Source organism: Clostridium beijerinckii, assembly GCF_008705175.1.
Lineage (GTDB): Bacteria > Bacillota > Clostridia > Clostridiales > Clostridiaceae > Clostridium > Clostridium beijerinckii.
Genome location: NZ_CP043998.1, coordinates 821,489 through 837,974, shown reverse-complemented (window position 1 = coordinate 837,974; position 16,486 = coordinate 821,489). Strand labels below are relative to the sequence as shown.

Genomic DNA, 16,486 nt, shown 5'->3' with positions numbered 1-16,486 from the left:
TATTATTATATATGTTGTAATTCACAATGCACATTTCACAATCGCAACTAAAATTCTTGCAATACTTTTAGAATTATGATTAAGGTCTGCCAAACATAGTATTATTAATCATATGATAACTTAGGTTCTATTTAAAATAATACTTTCATTATACACTATCTTCATAAGCTATAGAGAGGAAGATGTGAAAATGAATAGAGCTTTAAAAAACAAAAATTTTTCAAACAAACTATTATTAATTTTATCAATTATTTGTGCAATTATAGTAGCTAATTTGTACTACGATCAAGTTTTATTGACCAATATTTCCAATGATTTTTTTATACCTGCTTCATCATCTGGTAAGCTTGTAACAGCTATACAGATAGGCTATACAATGGGATTGTTGTTCATTGTTCCACTAGGAGACAGGTATAGTAGAAAACTATTAATCATTTTAAGTATTATTTGTTCAGCTATATTATTATATTTAATGACTTTAGTCTCTACCTTTAATTTAATAGTAATTATAGGCTTTTTTATGGGGATTTCAAGTGTTTCAGCACAGCTTATAATCCCATTTGTTTCTTCAAATATTTCGTCAGAAAAACGTGGTATAATTGTTGGTCACTTATTAACCGGAGTATTTCTTGGAGTTTTACTCGGTAGAGTTCTAGGTGGAGTTCTAGGCCAACTAATTGGCTGGAGAGGAGTTCATGAATTTGCAGCAATAGTTTTATTAATTTTTGCAGTATACTTATTTTATTCTCTCCCAAATGATAATGTAAAAAAGGAAAGTTCATATAAAAATATCATACTATCTTTACCTCCATTATTAAAAAAAGAAAAAGTATTAAGAGAAACAATAGTTTTTGGTGCTGCTGCCTTTTGTGCCTTTAATATTTTTTGGGTTTCATTATCCTTTATTTTAGAAGGTTCTCCTTATAGTTATGGAAGTGCAATAGTTGGACTCTTTGGCTTTTTAGGTATAGCAGGTGCGTTAGCCGCTGGATTTTCGGGAAAACTTACAAATAGTAAAAAAGTAAGCTTATGGAACCTTTTTGCTTTAGCTATAATGTTTGTTTCTTTTTTAATCTTAGGTGTAGGCTGGTCCAAACTTATAATTATAATTCTCGTAACCTTTACTTTAGATGTTGGTTCAAGAATGAATATGTCTCTAAATCAAGGAAGGATTTATAAGCTTAGTCTCCAAAATCATAGCAGATTAAATTCACTTTACATGGTTGGGTATTACTTAGGTGGGTCCCTTGGATCGTGGATAAGTACCTCTGTATATCATTCATTTGGTGTTATTGGAATCACAATTGCAAGTTGCAGTGCACTTTTGATAGCATGTGTTTATTATTTAATCACTAATGGTCTCTTAAATAGAGAAAATAATACTAAATCCTCAAGTGCATTTACCCATGGAAATCAACCAACTCGTCAGTAATTTGTGAAATACTTTAAGACATAATCAAAAAAATAACAAGCTCATATTCCCAAAAAATTATTTACTGCTAATAATGATAATACTGCTGTGATTATTTATCCTATGATAATTTATCATCTATTTAAAAGAATTCTTTAATTGTATAATGAATTAAAAAGAATTTACTTTCATTAATTTTATATTGTTAAGCATATTATAGATATCCAACTTTAAATTTAGACTTGTGTGATGCTTACCGAAATCATAAATATTTTGATTCCGAAAAGCTATGAAAATATCGCTGAAGGTTCTAATCAGCAGGTTGTATCCACTTTAGCATGCTCCAACTTTCAGTTTGACAAGCTAAAGTGGAACAACCTACAGCTAAGAACCTTTAACAGCTCATTTTCAAATGTTTTCTCCACAAATATATTTATGATTTCTAGTGAAGATATAAACTTAAAATTTTAGAAGCTTTATAAATATGTTCATCTAATAAATTGAATTCTTAAATTGGAAATCTATATATATCTTTAATACGATAATACTATTAAATAAATCTTATTACTTAAAGGAATATGTTTAAAGTAAAGGAGAAGATAAAAATGAATTTGATAACTGTAAATCAAGATAAATGTATTAAATGTGGTTTGTGCGTAAATGAGTGCCCAGAACGTGTATTAGAACTTAGTGAAAATGGACCTAAAGAAATTTGCGGTGAAGAGTGTATTTCCTGTGGTCATTGTGTAGCTATATGCCCAAGGGAAGCAATTGATAATATAAAAACACCATTAACCAATCAAACCAGCTCAAAAAAATTTCCAAAACTAAGTCCTGAGGAAGCAGAAAACTTTCTTCGTTCAAGGCGTTCAATCCGCTCATATAAAGAAACTCCTGTGCCAAGAGAAAAATTAATAGATCTTGTGAATATTGCACATTTTGCTCCTAGTGGACATAATCTTCAAGGAATATCTTATACTATCATTGATGATAGAAAGATACTTGATAAAGCTGTTAAAATTGTCATCGAAGAATTTGAAAAGGATAATGTATCGAGTGAATTCACAAAGCCATACCGTGAAAAAGGAATTGATACAATTTTGCGTGGAGCATCCAGCCTTATCCTAGCAACTGCTAATTCAAACTTTCCACGAGGAAGAGAAAATTCAATTCTTTCATTAACATATTTGGAGCTATATGCGCCAACACTAGGCTTAGGATCATGTTGGGCTGGGATGTTTGAAAGAATTGCTATGAAAGATAATTCTCCATTACTTAAATTATTTAACATCCCTGAAGATAAGAAAATCACTGGTGCTATTATGGTGGGATATCCTAAATATACTTATCCAAGATTAGTTGATAAAGATCCATTAGAGTTTACTTTTGTAAATTAGCATTGCTCTATAAAATCAAGATAAATATTTGAATATTTTACATTAAAACAACCCACTAAAATCTACTATCTATTTTAGTGGGTTTCATGGTAGAAAGAAAAATGCAAGACAAAATACTCTTTGTTGCATAAGTTCAACTAAATTCAACTGTGAATATAAAGCTCTATCTGAAAAGTTTTACTTTATAAACATGATGACTTCTTTAGTCGATCAGCTCTTCTTCTTAAATGTAGATTTCAGTGCTCTTTTCACTACATCAACAAAACTTAATGAATAAACCATATGATTTGGATCAACATAATTTCGAACAGTACGAAGCACTTTCTTTGCTTCTTTAGAAGAAAAAGTATATGTTCCATTTTTCTTCGTTCGAATTGCATATCGTGGAATCCATTTTCCTTTAAATAATACAGATGCAATCACATAGTCAACTTCTTCCCAAGGAATTTGAATAAATTTACGATAATCACGAGAATTATAGAACTCAAAACCTTTGTCACCTATCATAATCTTGCCGTAATCTGCAACGCCAGCAAAAGATGTTCCATCAATTGCTAGATCAACCTTTGTATTGAGTGACTCAACCATCCTATCTACCTCTTTTCTACTTATATACACATTTATTTTTATTATATATTCTTTACATGTTTTTATCAATTATTCCAAAGTCTATTAAAAGTAACACGATTAATATTGTTAACAAAAGCCCAGGCTAAAAAGCCTAGGCTAAGTAAAAAAGTACTACATTAAACCGATCAAGTGGAAAACAATACCAATTATGAACAATCCAAGAATTATAAGAATTGGAGATACCTTCCTCTTAAGTAACCACATACAAAGAAGTGTAATTAATAATCCTACAAATCCAGGGATTAATGAATCTAGGTTATTTTGTAATGTTGTAATCTTAGTATCAGTTAATGACATACCTGATGCTTGTTGTAATAGAGCTTGCTTAACACCTTCTGCTCCAGCAGGAAGTTTGCTCCAATCAATAAATGCACCATCACTTAATTTAACAGATGATACTACTGGTGCAAATTTAACAGATACCCATCTGTTAACTAACGATCCTAAGATGAACATACCAAGGATAGATGCTCCTTTTGTAATATCTTGTAGCATATTACCTGATAAATCTTCACTAATACGAGATCCTGCTTTGTAACCAAACTCTTGTGTATACCACATAAATGCCATACGGATGATATTCCAAGCGAAGAAGAAGATAATTGGTCCAAGGATGTTACCACCTAGAGCAAGTGAAGCAGCTAATGCTCCTAAAATTGGTCTTACAGTGAACCAGAAAACTGGATCTCCGATACCTGCTAAAGGTCCCATCATACCAATCTTAACACCTTGAATAGTTACATCGTCGATTGGTGCACCATTTGCACGTTCTTCTTCTAAAGCTAATGTTACACCAACAACTGGTGAAGCTACATATGGGTGAGTGTTAAAGAACTCTAAGTGACGTTCTAATGCTGCAGCTCTCTCTTCTTTAGTCTTATATAATTTTCTGATTGCTGGAATCATTGCAAATGCCCAACCACCATTTTGCATTCTTTCATAGTTCCAAGAACCTTGAAGGAAAAATGAACGGAACCAAACAGAAATACGGTCTCTTTTTGTTAATTTTAATTCTTTTGACATTTTCGTTTCCTCTCCCTTCTTAGTATCTATCTATTAGATCCCCTAAAGGATCACCAGTATTTGAACTTCCACCATTACCTGAGCCACCTTGTTTGCTAAGTGCTAAGTAAAGAAGTGCTAAAGCTACACCTATTGCACCAAGTCCGATAAGTGTAATTTGTGAAACAGTTGCTAATACAAAACCAATTGCAAAGAATGGCCATACTTCTTTTGTAGCCATCATGTTGATTACCATTGCATAACCAACAGCTACAACCATTCCACCACCAATTGCTAAACCGCCTGTTAACCAAGTAGGCATAGCAGCAAGTAATGAACTAATAGGACCAGCACCGATTGCTAATACTAGTGCAGCTGGAATCGCAATACGTATACCTTGTAAACAAATAGCAGCGATTTGCCACATATCAATAGCTCTAAGATTTCCTTCTTTAGCAGCAGCATCCATAAAATGTACGAACGCTGTAGCAAGTGTACGACAAATAATTGTTAATAATAATCCTGCAACTGCTAGAGGAACAGCAATAGCAATCGCTGAAGCAACTCCTGCTTCACCTTGACCTCCAAGAACTAAAATAATTGCAGATGCAACAGCGGCTAATGCTGCATCAGGTGCTACAGCAGCACCAATATTTGCCCAACCTAAGGCTATCATTTGAAGAGTACCACCTAAGATTAAGCATGGTAGTAAATTACCTGTAACCAAGCCAATTAATGTACAAGCAATTATCGGTTGGTGAAATTGGAATTCATCTAAGATACCTTCTACACCAGCTAAAAATGCTATTAAAATGACTAATATAATTTGAACTATATTTAAAGTCATGGTTATTAATCCTCCTTTTTCTCTAAATAATTAGATTATTTTAATTTTTTTAATTCTTCTTGTGCTTTTTTAAGTATTTCGTCCATATTTGCTTTTGAATCATTTGGTACTTTACGCACATCAAAAGTAAGTCCAGCTTGTTTAAGCTTATTAAATATATCGATATCTTCTTGATTGAAAGCTAAAACTTTGCTTGGTTGAACCTTACCTGGAGAATGAGCCATTGAACCAACATTGATTATCTTTAGCGGTATTCCGCCTTCTACAGCTCTAAGCACATCTTTTGGATTTTCAAAAAGAAGCATTGCACGTTGGCCTCCAAAATGCTTATCATCTTTTGCAAGTTTAATCATATGATCAACTGGAACAACATGAGCCTTAACCCCCGGAGGAGAAGCTTGCGTAATCAAATTCTTACGAAGAGTATCTCTAGCTACATCATCTGACACGACAATAATTCGTGTAGGATTTACAGTTTTTGTCCAAGCAGTTGCTACTTGACCATGAAGTAAACGAGAGTCGATACGAGCTAAAACGTATTCAAACGATCCAGGTGCACCTGCATTAGATTGCCCTGCTCCCGCTCCTGAAGCATTACCAGTATCTGCTGGTTCTAACTCCTCGGGTTTAACTTTAACTCCTTCTTTACCTGCATTTAAGATATAAGCTGCAATTTCATGAGCAGATTCCATTGAAAGACGTGCACCATAAGTTTCAATCAACATTGGCAAATTCAAACCAGCTACGATTGCCCATTTGTCTTTATGTTCTTCAAATAGCATATTCGCTTGGTTGAATGGTGTACCACCCCAAAGATCAACTAAGAATAAAACCTCATCTTGGTTGTCAAAGGATGCGATTGCATCTTTCATTTTTGCTCTAAGATCATCAGGTCCTTCGCTAGGCATCAACGTAACAGCTTTTACGTTTTCTTGTTCTCCGAAAATCATCGCACCAGATTGCATGATGCCTTTAGCAAATTCTCCGTGACTAGCAAGAATAATTCCTACCATTTTTATACCTCCTATTTTTTATTTGTTACAAAAACAAAAGGCATAAGCATTTGGAAATAAAACAATAGTATATATTCGTATATCTTCACAATATTTGTACACCAAAATTAAATCATAAAAAAATATGATAATACCCTATAAAAACTGTACAAAATATGTGTTTTTAACGAATAAATATTACTTCATTTTACTTCTCTATGCTTATGCCTGATCGAATCAGTAACATGCTAGATATTATTTATTATTATTTCATTATAGTCTACCAAAAGTCCCTCTCTAAGAACCTCTCTCTAGACTACGTTTTCATATTAACACTTTTCTTTTAGTTATGCAATACATTTTTTAATATTTTTAACTAACTTTCATAAAATAATTTTTATACTATAAATTTCCCACTTTTATAAAAAACATATTCTATTCAAACTCGCTTTATATTAGAAATTCCTTAACCATTTTAAAAACATCAAAAGAACAAAATGAAATAATATATTCAAATTAACATACACACTATTCATAAAGGATGAGAGAAGTCCAGATAATAATTATTTATTTATATTCAAACTGTTTATATTATTTTTTATGCCAAATAGAAACCTAATTCTAGGAATTCTATAAACTACTTCAGATATAATAATTGTTACCACAAAAGGCAATATCAATACAAATATATAGTTGAAAATTATTGGAAGTTTAATAATAATAAATTTATTTCCCACAAAATAAAAACCTACGAAAATCCGAATTCCAGATTTTCGTAGGTTTCATGTTGATATGGAAGAACTGCCTTTATAATTCCCATCTTAAAGACACATAAAATTACCTAACTAATTAGTGAATATACTCTAGACCACTCTTACTTTTCTTCGCATCCTATTGTACAGTTTATGTAGAAGCTTTTATATTTTTTAATATTTTATAAATACTCTATTTATAGTTATTGCTATACTTAGTAATAACTTCTTTAAGTTTCATAACTTCAATTGGTTTACTAATATAGTCATCCATGCCTGTATTAATACATATATCTCTATCTCCTCCCATTGCATATGCTGTCATTGCGATTATAGTAATATGTTTACCAGTTAACTTTTCTTTTTCCCGAATTATTTTTGTAAGCTCAATTCCGCTCATATCTGGCATCTGAATATCCATAAGAATTATATCAAAATCCTCATTTTCAAGTATATTCAATGCTTCTAATCCATTTGAAGCTATTTTTATTTTCCACCCTGCAATATTACATAATTGATTCATAAATCGCTGGCTGATAGTATCATCTTCAACTTGTAATATCCTAGTTTCAGGGTAGGACTTGTTATTTATACACATTTTTTGAATACTGGATGATTCCTTACTATCACTAGCGATATCAAACAAACAAGTAAAGTAGAATGTACTTCCTTTACCATACTGACTTTCAACAGATATTTCTCCCCCCATAAGCTTAACGATATTTTTAGAAATGGCAAGCCCCAGACCAGTGCCTTGGAATTTTTTTGAAGCCGATATATCTAACTGTGTAAAATAATTAAATAATCTCGGAATGTCTTCTTCCTTAATTCCAATCCCTGTATCTTTTACAGAAAACATTAGCTTCACTTTATTCTCTTTATCCTCAACTTTATCTACGGATACTTGAATTTTACCTTTTTCAGTAAACTTAATTGCATTTCCTATTAAATTGCTTAAAACTTGCATTAATCTACCCTTATCTAATATGATTTCATTCGGTAAATTATTGTCAACAATAATCTCAAGCTTCAGTCCTTTATTCTCCGCTAAATATGTAAATAAATTTCTACTTTCATTCATTAAATTAAATATGTTTATACGTTCTGGCTTTAGTTCAATCTTGCCTACATCCATTACTGAGAGATCAAGTATATCATTAATAATCTGAAGAAGATGTTTTGAAGAAGTTTCAATCATTTTTACTATGTCAATTTGCTCATCTGTCAACTTTGAAAATTCCAATAAGCTAGTCATTCCCATAATCCCATTCATAGGTGTCCTTATTTCATGACTCATATTTGCCAAGAACTGACTTTTAGCTGAGTTTGCTCTTTCTGCTTCCTCTTTTGCAGCTTTAAGCTTAGTCTCAGTTAACTTATGCTCTTCGATTTCTTCTTCTAACATACAGTTTGTTTTTTCAAGGTTTCCATTAACCTCCAACAGTTGAGAAGTACGTTTATCAACAAGAACCTCAAGCTCATTATTCAATGAAAGAAGTTCCTCATTTGTGTCAATTAATTTCTCATAAATCTTTGAATTAAAAAGCATTATTCCTAGAATTATCATGATTGTTTTTGATAAATCTAAGTATTTTTCCATATAATTAGGAAACATAATATCTTCCACGTCCATATAACCCATTAATTCATTATCAAAAGTTATCTTAAAAATAAATCCTGCTCCTGAGGAAGTAAGAAAATAATTTTGCCTAAATTTTGAATTGTCGATATCATATAGTTCACTTTTATACAACTTCTCTTGATGGAAAACTATCTCTCCCTTTTTATGTTCAATTACAGGAAGAAATGCGAGATGCTTAGCACCGGTCAACATTTCAAATAAAGTAAAAATATTCTTAATCAGGTCTTCACGTTTTAAAAGTGTTGCTTTTTTTTCAAGAAAATCAAATACAAGAGCATAATCAGTGACTTGCTTGTTTTTTAAATTTAAAATGTATTCTAGTCTATTAACTTTCCAATTTTTATATGAATTATTTATAGTGCTTGAAAAGCAATCCAAACCTACATCTATAATTTCATATTCCATTCCTATATATTCTGAAAACTCTATTAAATCAAGTAAGATATTGCTATATGCGCCACTGTCAATAAGAACCACCTTTTTACAGTATTCTGAAAAAAATTCACGTGCAGTTTCTTGATTAAATCCGTATATGTCCATAATAATATGCTTCCATCTTTTTAGCCAACCTGGTGTAGTCAAATAATACCCCATTGAAGAAAGGTAATTTATTAGATCACCTCCAGCCAATAATGAAAGACATGAATTAAAAATACTTTCACCAGCAAGATTCTCATCTCTTCCAGAACCCTTCTGAGTTGGCAGCAAAATAACTGAGTCACTGCAATAAGCTGATTCAATAAGGCCATCATATAATTTCTGTCTTTGACGCTTGCAATTTATACAATCCATTGAATAGTATTTAAATTCAATCTCTTCATTTTTCAAAGCGCCTCGCGTACTCTCCACTTCAGCTTTGAAACTTTCACAAATTAAAATACATAGTTTATCGTTCATATAATCACCTCCAATTTAATGGATATCTTCCCCACTTATTTACACTCTCTGATATTTCATAAAGAATATCCTCACTAACCTGATAAGGAATGTCTCCTAAACTATCACACAAGATAAAGCCACCACCATCTCCAGCTTTTCTTATTGCTTCCTTAACATTTAATTCAGCATCAGATCTAGTCCATCTGCACATTTCTATGCCATTTAAATTTCCAAGTAATGTGGCTCTTTTGCCGACTTTCTTCTTCATTTCAGCTAGATCGTCAGTATGGCTTACTAGAATAGCTTTAATCCCAGATTCAAGGATTTCCTCAAGTATTGAGGCAGAGCTTGCCGAGGACGTAGCAATGGCTACATCACTTTTAATAGTGGGTATTGTTCTCTTTGCAGAAAGAAATCCAGTCTTTAAATATATGCTTTTAGGAATAATTGAAGACACAGACATAGAATCTATAGTCGTTATAAAGGATGCACCTGCCGCCAATTGCATATTAGCCCATTCAGTGCAAAACCTTTCATTGATTTTTATAAGATGCTCTAACAACTCTGGTTTTTCATAAATAAGTTCAATATACTTATCAAAACCCATTTGAAGAATAGGAAGTGAAAAAGGTGATAACACACCCCCAGCAATAGGGACGGACATCCCCACTTCCTCCTTCAGTATGGATATTGTTTCAAGACAATTTCTAAGAATTTTTGAATTTTTAACATCTGGTGGTTGTAATTTTAAAATATCGTCAAAGTTTTTTATTATTGGTTCACCAGCATTAGGAGGTCCTGCTTCATTGAAAATAACTTCACTTCCAAAAGCTGCATACTCATGAGCAGCAGAATAAAATGGATTCAAACAATCATTGTTGAATTTTTTGAGAAGCATCATTTGTCCCCTTGCTACATTTTCAGGTTTACTAAAATAGTTTTTAATAGATACATCTAAAAATTTTGCGCAGTAATGTGTACACATTAAAAACAATGGAACCTTGTCTGGTTCATGCTTACTCATAGTTGTCAACACTCTTTCCATAGAAGTATACCTTTTTTCCATTAAGAATCCTCCTTCATCCATTGTTCTATAATAGGAATATTATCGGCTGCACTTTTTCCCATTTTATCTGCACCCACCTCTTCCCAAAGAGTGCTGTCCATTAAAAAAGGTGCCCCCCCAACTAATATTTTAATTGAAGGATCCTTTTCATGAAGCATTTGAGATATTTTCTTAATTTTTAAAGCAGATGGATACATTAATACTGATATCATAAGTATTTTTATACTATCATCAGTGACTCTCTTTATTATTTCCTCCGGTCCACTTATAGAACCATAGTCTATAAGGTCAAAACCACTTGACCTCACAACGGCACTTACGATTTTCTTTCCAAGAGTGTGATAGTCCTCAAGAGTAACTATTGCAATCGGCTTTGCATTCTTAATTATGAAGTTTTTTTCCTCCAAAATAGAACTTGCAATTTCCTCACAAAGCCTGCTGCTCATATATATCTGTGATAAAGCTACTTCTCCTCTTTCCCACTTTTCCCCAATTGAAGTCAAGGACTTAACTATATACTCATCAATAAAATCAATCCCATTTTTTTCAGCTAAAAAATGTTGAAGAATTTTATTAACTTCTAACTTATCGTAATTAATCAAAGCCTTTTCAAACGCCTCCCAATTCATCATTTAGCTCCCTTCTTTATTAAGTAAACTTTTTAATTTCACTTAATATTTTCTTGTTACTTTACACCATAGTTTTATGTTAAGAAATATTTATGTCTAAATAATTTAAAATTTTTATATGAATGTTAGTGGATTTTCTACTTAGTTATGTTAAAGAGTAATTGAATTATTAATAAAACTATTATACTCTTTATTATTATATTTTAACATTATTTGCATATAAGTTCCTATTAATTACAACTTAAATTCCTTATCCCCACTTTTGGGTACTATTTAAATATCAACTTAAATCTCATTAGTTATGAGTAAAAATTTTATTTAATTCATCAATCAAATTAGTTGCACAAGAAACTAATTTATGTTATTGTTATATTAGTTGCAAAGGAAACTAATATTCAAAGGAGAGAACATTTATGGAAAAAGATATACAAAAAGATAAGGTTCTTTGGACAAAAAACTTCGTTATTATAAACATAATAAACCTATTAATATTTTTTGGATTTCAAATGTTATTACCTACACTTCCGCTCTATGCTAAAAAACTCGGAGGGACAAACTCTATCATTGGATTAGTAACTGGAGCATTTGTAGTATCTTCAGTAATAATTAGGCCAATCTCTGGATTACTTCTTGATAAGTTAGGCCGACAAAAGGTGTTTTTAGTTGGATTATTTATTTTTATTATATCAGTATTTTCTTATTCAATAGTTCCATTTATTAGTGCAATTATTATGATACGGTTTATCCATGGCTTTGGCTGGGGAGCAGTAAGTACAGCTTCTAATACAATTGCTTCGGATAATATCCCAAATGATCGTTTTGGAGAAGGAATGGGATATTTTAGTCTGACAAGTAGTTTAGCTATGGCAGTAGCTCCTACAATTGGACTATTTGTGATATCAAAATATAGCTTTCAAGCTCTATTTTTAACATCTACTATACTAGCCGTGCTTGGAGGTATTATTGCTTTTAAATTAGAATATAAAAAAATTGAAAATAAAGAACAAACTAAAATAAAAGCTTCATTGTATGAAAAAATATCTATAAATCCTTCTATTATAGTATTTTTTGTAACAATAACTTATGGTGCATTAACCAGTTTCTTACCTCTTTATGCTTCACAAAAAGGCATAGAGAACATTGGAATTTTCTTTACAGTCTATGCAATATCCTTATTTATATCTAGACCAATATTCGGTAAAATAATAGATAAATTAGGTTTTGACTATGCAATTATTCCAGGTTTTATATGTGTAATTATATCTATGTTGCTGTTATCTGAGTCTTCAAATATTAGCATGTTTTTAATCGCCGCATTTATTTACGGAATAGGCTTTGGTGCAACTCAATCTACTTTACAGACAATGGCCATGGTTGGAGTTCCACCTTCACGTCTAGGTGCTGCCAATGCTACATTTTTCACTGCATTTGATTGTGGTATAGGATTAGGCGCAGTAATTTTAGGAGTAGTTTCATCAAACGTTGGATATGCTCAAATGTATCTGTGGGCAAGTGGAGCTGCTATTATAGCATTTATTCTTTATTTCATTATTGGCAGAAAGAGAAAACCTCAATTACAATTAAAAAAGTAGTATTTTACCTTAGGATTAGTACGTAACACAAATTCTCAAAATGTATATTAATCACATACAAAGTTAGCTCTGCGTTTTATCAATGGCAGAGTTTTCTTTTTCCAAATAATATAATCTATATTTTAAAATACCAATTCATAATTTCAAAAAATATATATCCTAGTAAATCATTGAAACTATAATTATTTATATATATAATTTAAGATGGTTTTATCCGATAGCTAGCATCCGTAGCACTCCCTTTTCTTTAAGCGGGAGATAACGGCTGCACACTTCTGGACAATGTACCCCTTTAGGGTATAAGTTCAACTAAATTCAGCTGGATTTAAAACTCCACCTGAAAAGTTTCACTTTATAGGAAACTAATGTAAAGGAGATAAGTAACTATGGAGAACATTAGTAAACTTAATGCAGCAATTTATAGAAATGCTCAGAGCATAATAAATTCAAAGCTTATAGATTTGAATATTAGAAGTGGCCAACATGATTTTTTATATGTGATTTCAAAAAATGAAGGTATAAGTCAGAAAGAGTTAAGTGAGTTTCTGTATGTAGGTAAATCAACTACTGCAAAAGCAGTAAAAAATCTAGTATCAAATGATTACGTAAAAAGGATTCAGGATGAAAATGATAAGCGTATTTATAGGTTATATCTAACAGAGGCAGGAAAAAAAGTTATACCTAAAATAGATGCAACCTTTTTAGAATTAGTTGCTATTTTTTCTAAAAACTTATCCAAGAAAGAAGAAGAACAAACAGTGATTATTCTAAAAAGAATCCTACATACTATTTCTGAAGAAAAAAATAAAATTAATTCTGATATTGATTAATTTATAGATTGTTCAATCTTTTACAAAATATATAAGATTAAGCCGCCAGTATCAAAAATACGACCACCTGCAGCCAGCTATTTAAGCCACATGCAAATGGTCGTGGGTTTCATAAATAATATCAATGAACATTTCACTTAGGGATAATTATTTTACTATAAAACTTGTTCTGTTCTTTCAATTATATCATCTTGAGTTTGCTTAGAAAGTACATTAAAGAAAGCACTATATCCTGCTACTCTAACAATTAGGTCTCTATGATCTTCTGGATGTTTTTGCGCATCAAGTAAAGTATCTCTTGATACTACATTGTATTGTACATGAAAACCTTCTAAACGATTAAAGAAAGTTCTAATTAATAAAATTAACTTTTCTCCACTTTCCTTAGACAACATTTGTGGTGTTACCTTTTGATTTAATAATACTCCACCAGTAATATCGTGTGTTGGTAATTTTGAAACTGATTTAAATACTGCTGTAGGACCATTTTTATCCATTGCATGAGATGGGGAGCACCCTTCAGCTAAAGGCTCTCCAGCCTTTCTTCCATCAGGAGTTGCCAAAGTTCCTGCTCCTTGTGGTACATTAGCTGAAATTGAAGAAGTTCCAGCATAATAGCATCCTCCAATTGGTCCTCTACCATATCTAGTATTTTTGTATTTCTTTATCTCATCAATATAGATTTCATAAGCTTCTCTTAATAATAAATCTATATAATCATCGTCATTTCCATACTTAGGAGCATCATTAAGTAATATATCTTGAATTCTTTTCCCCTCTTCCCCTTCAAAGTTATTAATTAATGCATCCCACAACTCTACCGCGGTAAAACTCTTATCTTCAAATACACATTTTTTAATTGCTGCAAGAGAATCTCCAAGGTTAGCGATACCTACTTGTAGATCACTGATAAAGTCATATACGGCTCCACCTTCTTTTAAGTTTAAACCTCTTTCAATGCAATCATCAGTTAAAGCTGAGCATAATACATCTGCTGTAACTTCTTCTATTGCTAAGTCTGCACAACTATCTATTATTACACTATGTCTTGTAAATTCACGAATTATCTTATCCCAGGCTTTCATAACCTCATCAAAGGTTGTCATATCCTTAAAGTGACCTACACCCTCGCAGAGCTTAGTTCCTGACTCGGGATCAACTCCATCATTTAAAGCTATTAATAATGATTTAGGGAAATTTAAAAAGCTCATTCCAGTACATCTATAACCCCATTTACCCGGAACCGCTACTTCAACACATCCAATTGCACTATAGTTATAGGCATCTTTTTCATTTACACCTTTTTCTATGAATGATGGAATAATAACTTCATCACTATTAAAGGCTGGCATTCCGAATCCTAATCTTACTACTTCTATGCATTCTTTCATAAAATCATCAGATAACCCTCTATGATAACGTACTGTTAAGTTAGGTTGTGGTAATTTTGTCTGAGCAACACTCTTTAGAATTAAGTAGCTTAATGGATTTACTGCATCTTTTTTATCTACAGTCTGGCCACCAACTGTAACATTTTGATATAAGGGACTACCTGCACTAAAACGTGTATGTGACCAGCTTCTTATCTTATTTATAGTAAAAGTCTTAAGCCACAAGTTTGTTAATAATTCAGTAGCACTATCCTCAGTAATCCTTCCAAGTTTTAAATCTTTTTCATAGAAAGGATCTAAGTATTGATCCATTCTTCCATATGAAAGTGAATGTCCATTTGACTCAATTTGCAAAACTAAGTGAATTATCCACAAAGATTGAACTGCTTCATGGAAAGTTTCTGCTGGATAATATGGAACTTTATTTAATATTCTTGACATTTCAAGTAATTCTTCTTTTCTATTTACATCAGATTCTTTTTCAGCTAATTCTAACGCTAAATCTGCATAACGCTTTGCAAAAGCTGCTACTGCATCAAGTACAATTAAAATTGCTCTATAAAAATAAGACTTATTTAAATTCCTATAGTCTGTAAGGTCTAGTTCCTTTAATTTTTTTTCTGTTCGCTCTTTATAATTAATTAACCCAAGTTTTAATACAGTTTCATAATTTACCGCTATATGAGCATCCCCAGAAGTAATATTCCCCTCTGCTTTTATAATCCCTAGATCATAAAAAATTCTACTTTCAGCAGGCATCCCTGCAAGACCTCTGTCTTTTAAAGTTTTATGCTCCCAAAAAGGTGCTATTTCTCTTAAAACATTCTTACTTTCTTCAGTAATATAAAATATATCACCTTCACGTTTTTCAAATTCATCAAGTTCATTTATAACCCAATCCATTGCATATTCGGGGAAAATAGGAGCTGAGCGATTTGATTCTGCTTGATTTCCCGCAATTATCGAGTTATCTTCAATAAATATAGTCATATTTTTCAATATATTTTCTAAACATAACGCTCTACGTAATACCATTGGCTTACCAGCGTGTTCTTTGTAACTTTCCGTAGTAAGTCTAGCTCTTTCTACACTAACCATAGATTTTGCATTTAATAATTCTTCTCTAAAATTATGCATTCTATCAGTTAATTCTCCAAAATGATTCATAAATATTCTCCCCTCATTATCAATTTCATATTATAATAAACCTTTTACTTTCATTTGAAACTATTTTTATTTTCTTTCATAACTAAATTATATATCAACAATATCTTTTGTCAATATTATTATTTCATTTGAAACTTATATAATTATTTTCGAAATGAATAACAAAATCCTTTTTATTTAAGATAACAAAAAAATGCATAGATTATAATTTTTACTCATTAAAGTAAACCCTATACCTATGCATCTTATAAATTCCTAT

At 31.5% G+C, this 16,486-nt stretch carries 12 protein-coding genes; 4 read left to right on the top strand and 8 right to left on the bottom strand.

Annotation, left to right across the window (positions count from 1 at the left end; genetic code table 11):
• The first annotated feature begins 190 nt into the window (after positions 1-190).
• Together F3K33_RS03935 and F3K33_RS03930 are read left to right on the top strand one after the other, a co-directional pair.
• Complete coding sequence (locus F3K33_RS03935; RefSeq protein ID WP_039773173.1) at positions 191-1,432, top strand: MFS transporter; 1,242 nt, start codon at positions 191-193, stop codon at positions 1,430-1,432.
• A 584-nt stretch (positions 1,433-2,016) separates the two neighbouring features.
• A complete protein-coding gene (locus tag F3K33_RS03930) occupies positions 2,017-2,808 on the top strand; it encodes a nitroreductase family protein (protein WP_023975727.1) in 792 nt (263 codons plus the stop codon).
• A 210-nt stretch (positions 2,809-3,018) separates the two neighbouring features.
• On the opposite strand, the gene F3K33_RS03925 is transcribed toward F3K33_RS03930, so the two are convergent.
• The 7 genes from F3K33_RS03925 to F3K33_RS03895 all read right to left on the bottom strand — a co-directional run bounded on the left by F3K33_RS03925 (position 3,019) and on the right by F3K33_RS03895 (position 11,250).
• Positions 3,019-3,396: a DUF956 family protein gene (locus F3K33_RS03925; RefSeq protein ID WP_023975728.1), complete on the bottom strand. Its 378-nt coding sequence runs from the start codon at positions 3,394-3,396 to the stop codon at positions 3,019-3,021.
• A 153-nt stretch (positions 3,397-3,549) separates the two neighbouring features.
• Positions 3,550-4,461, bottom strand: coding sequence for a PTS system mannose/fructose/sorbose family transporter subunit IID (locus tag F3K33_RS03920; RefSeq protein ID WP_011968058.1), 912 nt, complete (start codon positions 4,459-4,461; stop codon positions 3,550-3,552).
• Between the two features lie 19 nt (positions 4,462-4,480).
• A complete protein-coding gene (locus F3K33_RS03915; protein ID WP_017209435.1) occupies positions 4,481-5,287 on the bottom strand; it encodes a PTS mannose/fructose/sorbose transporter subunit IIC in 807 nt (268 codons plus the stop codon).
• A gap of 35 nt (positions 5,288-5,322) precedes the next feature.
• Positions 5,323-6,300 (bottom strand): mannose/fructose/sorbose PTS transporter subunit IIA, encoded by a 978-nt coding sequence (locus F3K33_RS03910; RefSeq protein WP_011968056.1) that lies wholly within the window; start codon positions 6,298-6,300, stop codon positions 5,323-5,325.
• A gap of 924 nt (positions 6,301-7,224) precedes the next feature.
• Positions 7,225-9,570, bottom strand: a complete 2,346-nt coding sequence (locus tag F3K33_RS03905) for an ATP-binding protein (RefSeq protein WP_039773176.1) — start codon at positions 9,568-9,570, stop codon at positions 7,225-7,227.
• Between the two features lie 4 nt (positions 9,571-9,574).
• Entirely contained in the window at positions 9,575-10,618 is a 1,044-nt protein-coding gene (locus F3K33_RS03900) for a uroporphyrinogen decarboxylase family protein (protein WP_039773178.1), read from the bottom strand.
• Positions 10,618-11,250, bottom strand: coding sequence for a cobalamin B12-binding domain-containing protein (locus tag F3K33_RS03895; RefSeq protein WP_084670574.1), 633 nt, complete (start codon positions 11,248-11,250; stop codon positions 10,618-10,620). Before F3K33_RS03895 ends, F3K33_RS03900 begins: the two co-directional genes overlap by 1 nt.
• 410 nt (positions 11,251-11,660) lie before the next feature.
• On the opposite strand from F3K33_RS03895, the gene F3K33_RS03890 reads away from it, so the two are divergent.
• Both F3K33_RS03890 and F3K33_RS03885 read left to right on the top strand, forming a co-directional pair.
• Positions 11,661-12,839 carry an MFS transporter gene (locus tag F3K33_RS03890; protein ID WP_039773180.1) on the top strand — a complete coding sequence of 393 codons (1,179 nt, stop codon included), beginning with the start codon at positions 11,661-11,663 and terminating at the stop codon, positions 12,837-12,839.
• A gap of 386 nt (positions 12,840-13,225) precedes the next feature.
• The gene (locus tag F3K33_RS03885) at positions 13,226-13,669 is read left to right on the top strand and encodes a MarR family winged helix-turn-helix transcriptional regulator (protein ID WP_039773182.1); all 444 of its coding nucleotides are present in this window, start codon (positions 13,226-13,228) and stop codon (positions 13,667-13,669) included.
• Positions 13,670-13,824: 155 nt separating this feature from the next.
• On the opposite strand, the gene F3K33_RS03880 is transcribed toward F3K33_RS03885, so the two are convergent.
• A complete protein-coding gene (locus F3K33_RS03880) occupies positions 13,825-16,227 on the bottom strand; it encodes a glycyl radical protein (RefSeq protein WP_039773184.1) in 2,403 nt (800 codons plus the stop codon).
• Positions 16,228-16,486 lie beyond the last annotated feature (259 nt).

Coding starts and splice junctions, on each gene's coding strand:
- F3K33_RS03910 (WP_011968056.1), bottom strand. CDS start 6,300: ATGGTAGGAATTATTCTTGCTAGTCACGGAGAATTTGCTAAAGGCATC.
- F3K33_RS03920 (WP_011968058.1), bottom strand. CDS start 4,461: ATGTCAAAAGAATTAAAATTAACAAAAAGAGACCGTATTTCTGTTTGG.
- F3K33_RS03880 (WP_039773184.1), bottom strand. CDS start 16,227: ATGAATCATTTTGGAGAATTAACTGATAGAATGCATAATTTTAGAGAA.
- F3K33_RS03915 (WP_017209435.1), bottom strand. CDS start 5,287: ATGACTTTAAATATAGTTCAAATTATATTAGTCATTTTAATAGCATTT.
- F3K33_RS03890 (WP_039773180.1), top strand. CDS start 11,661: ATGGAAAAAGATATACAAAAAGATAAGGTTCTTTGGACAAAAAACTTC.
- F3K33_RS03895 (WP_084670574.1), bottom strand. CDS start 11,250: ATGATGAATTGGGAGGCGTTTGAAAAGGCTTTGATTAATTACGATAAG.
- F3K33_RS03930 (WP_023975727.1), top strand. CDS start 2,017: ATGAATTTGATAACTGTAAATCAAGATAAATGTATTAAATGTGGTTTG.
- F3K33_RS03885 (WP_039773182.1), top strand. CDS start 13,226: ATGGAGAACATTAGTAAACTTAATGCAGCAATTTATAGAAATGCTCAG.
- F3K33_RS03905 (WP_039773176.1), bottom strand. CDS start 9,570: ATGAACGATAAACTATGTATTTTAATTTGTGAAAGTTTCAAAGCTGAA.
- F3K33_RS03900 (WP_039773178.1), bottom strand. CDS start 10,618: ATGGAAAAAAGGTATACTTCTATGGAAAGAGTGTTGACAACTATGAGT.
- F3K33_RS03925 (WP_023975728.1), bottom strand. CDS start 3,396: ATGGTTGAGTCACTCAATACAAAGGTTGATCTAGCAATTGATGGAACA.
- F3K33_RS03935 (WP_039773173.1), top strand. CDS start 191: ATGAATAGAGCTTTAAAAAACAAAAATTTTTCAAACAAACTATTATTA.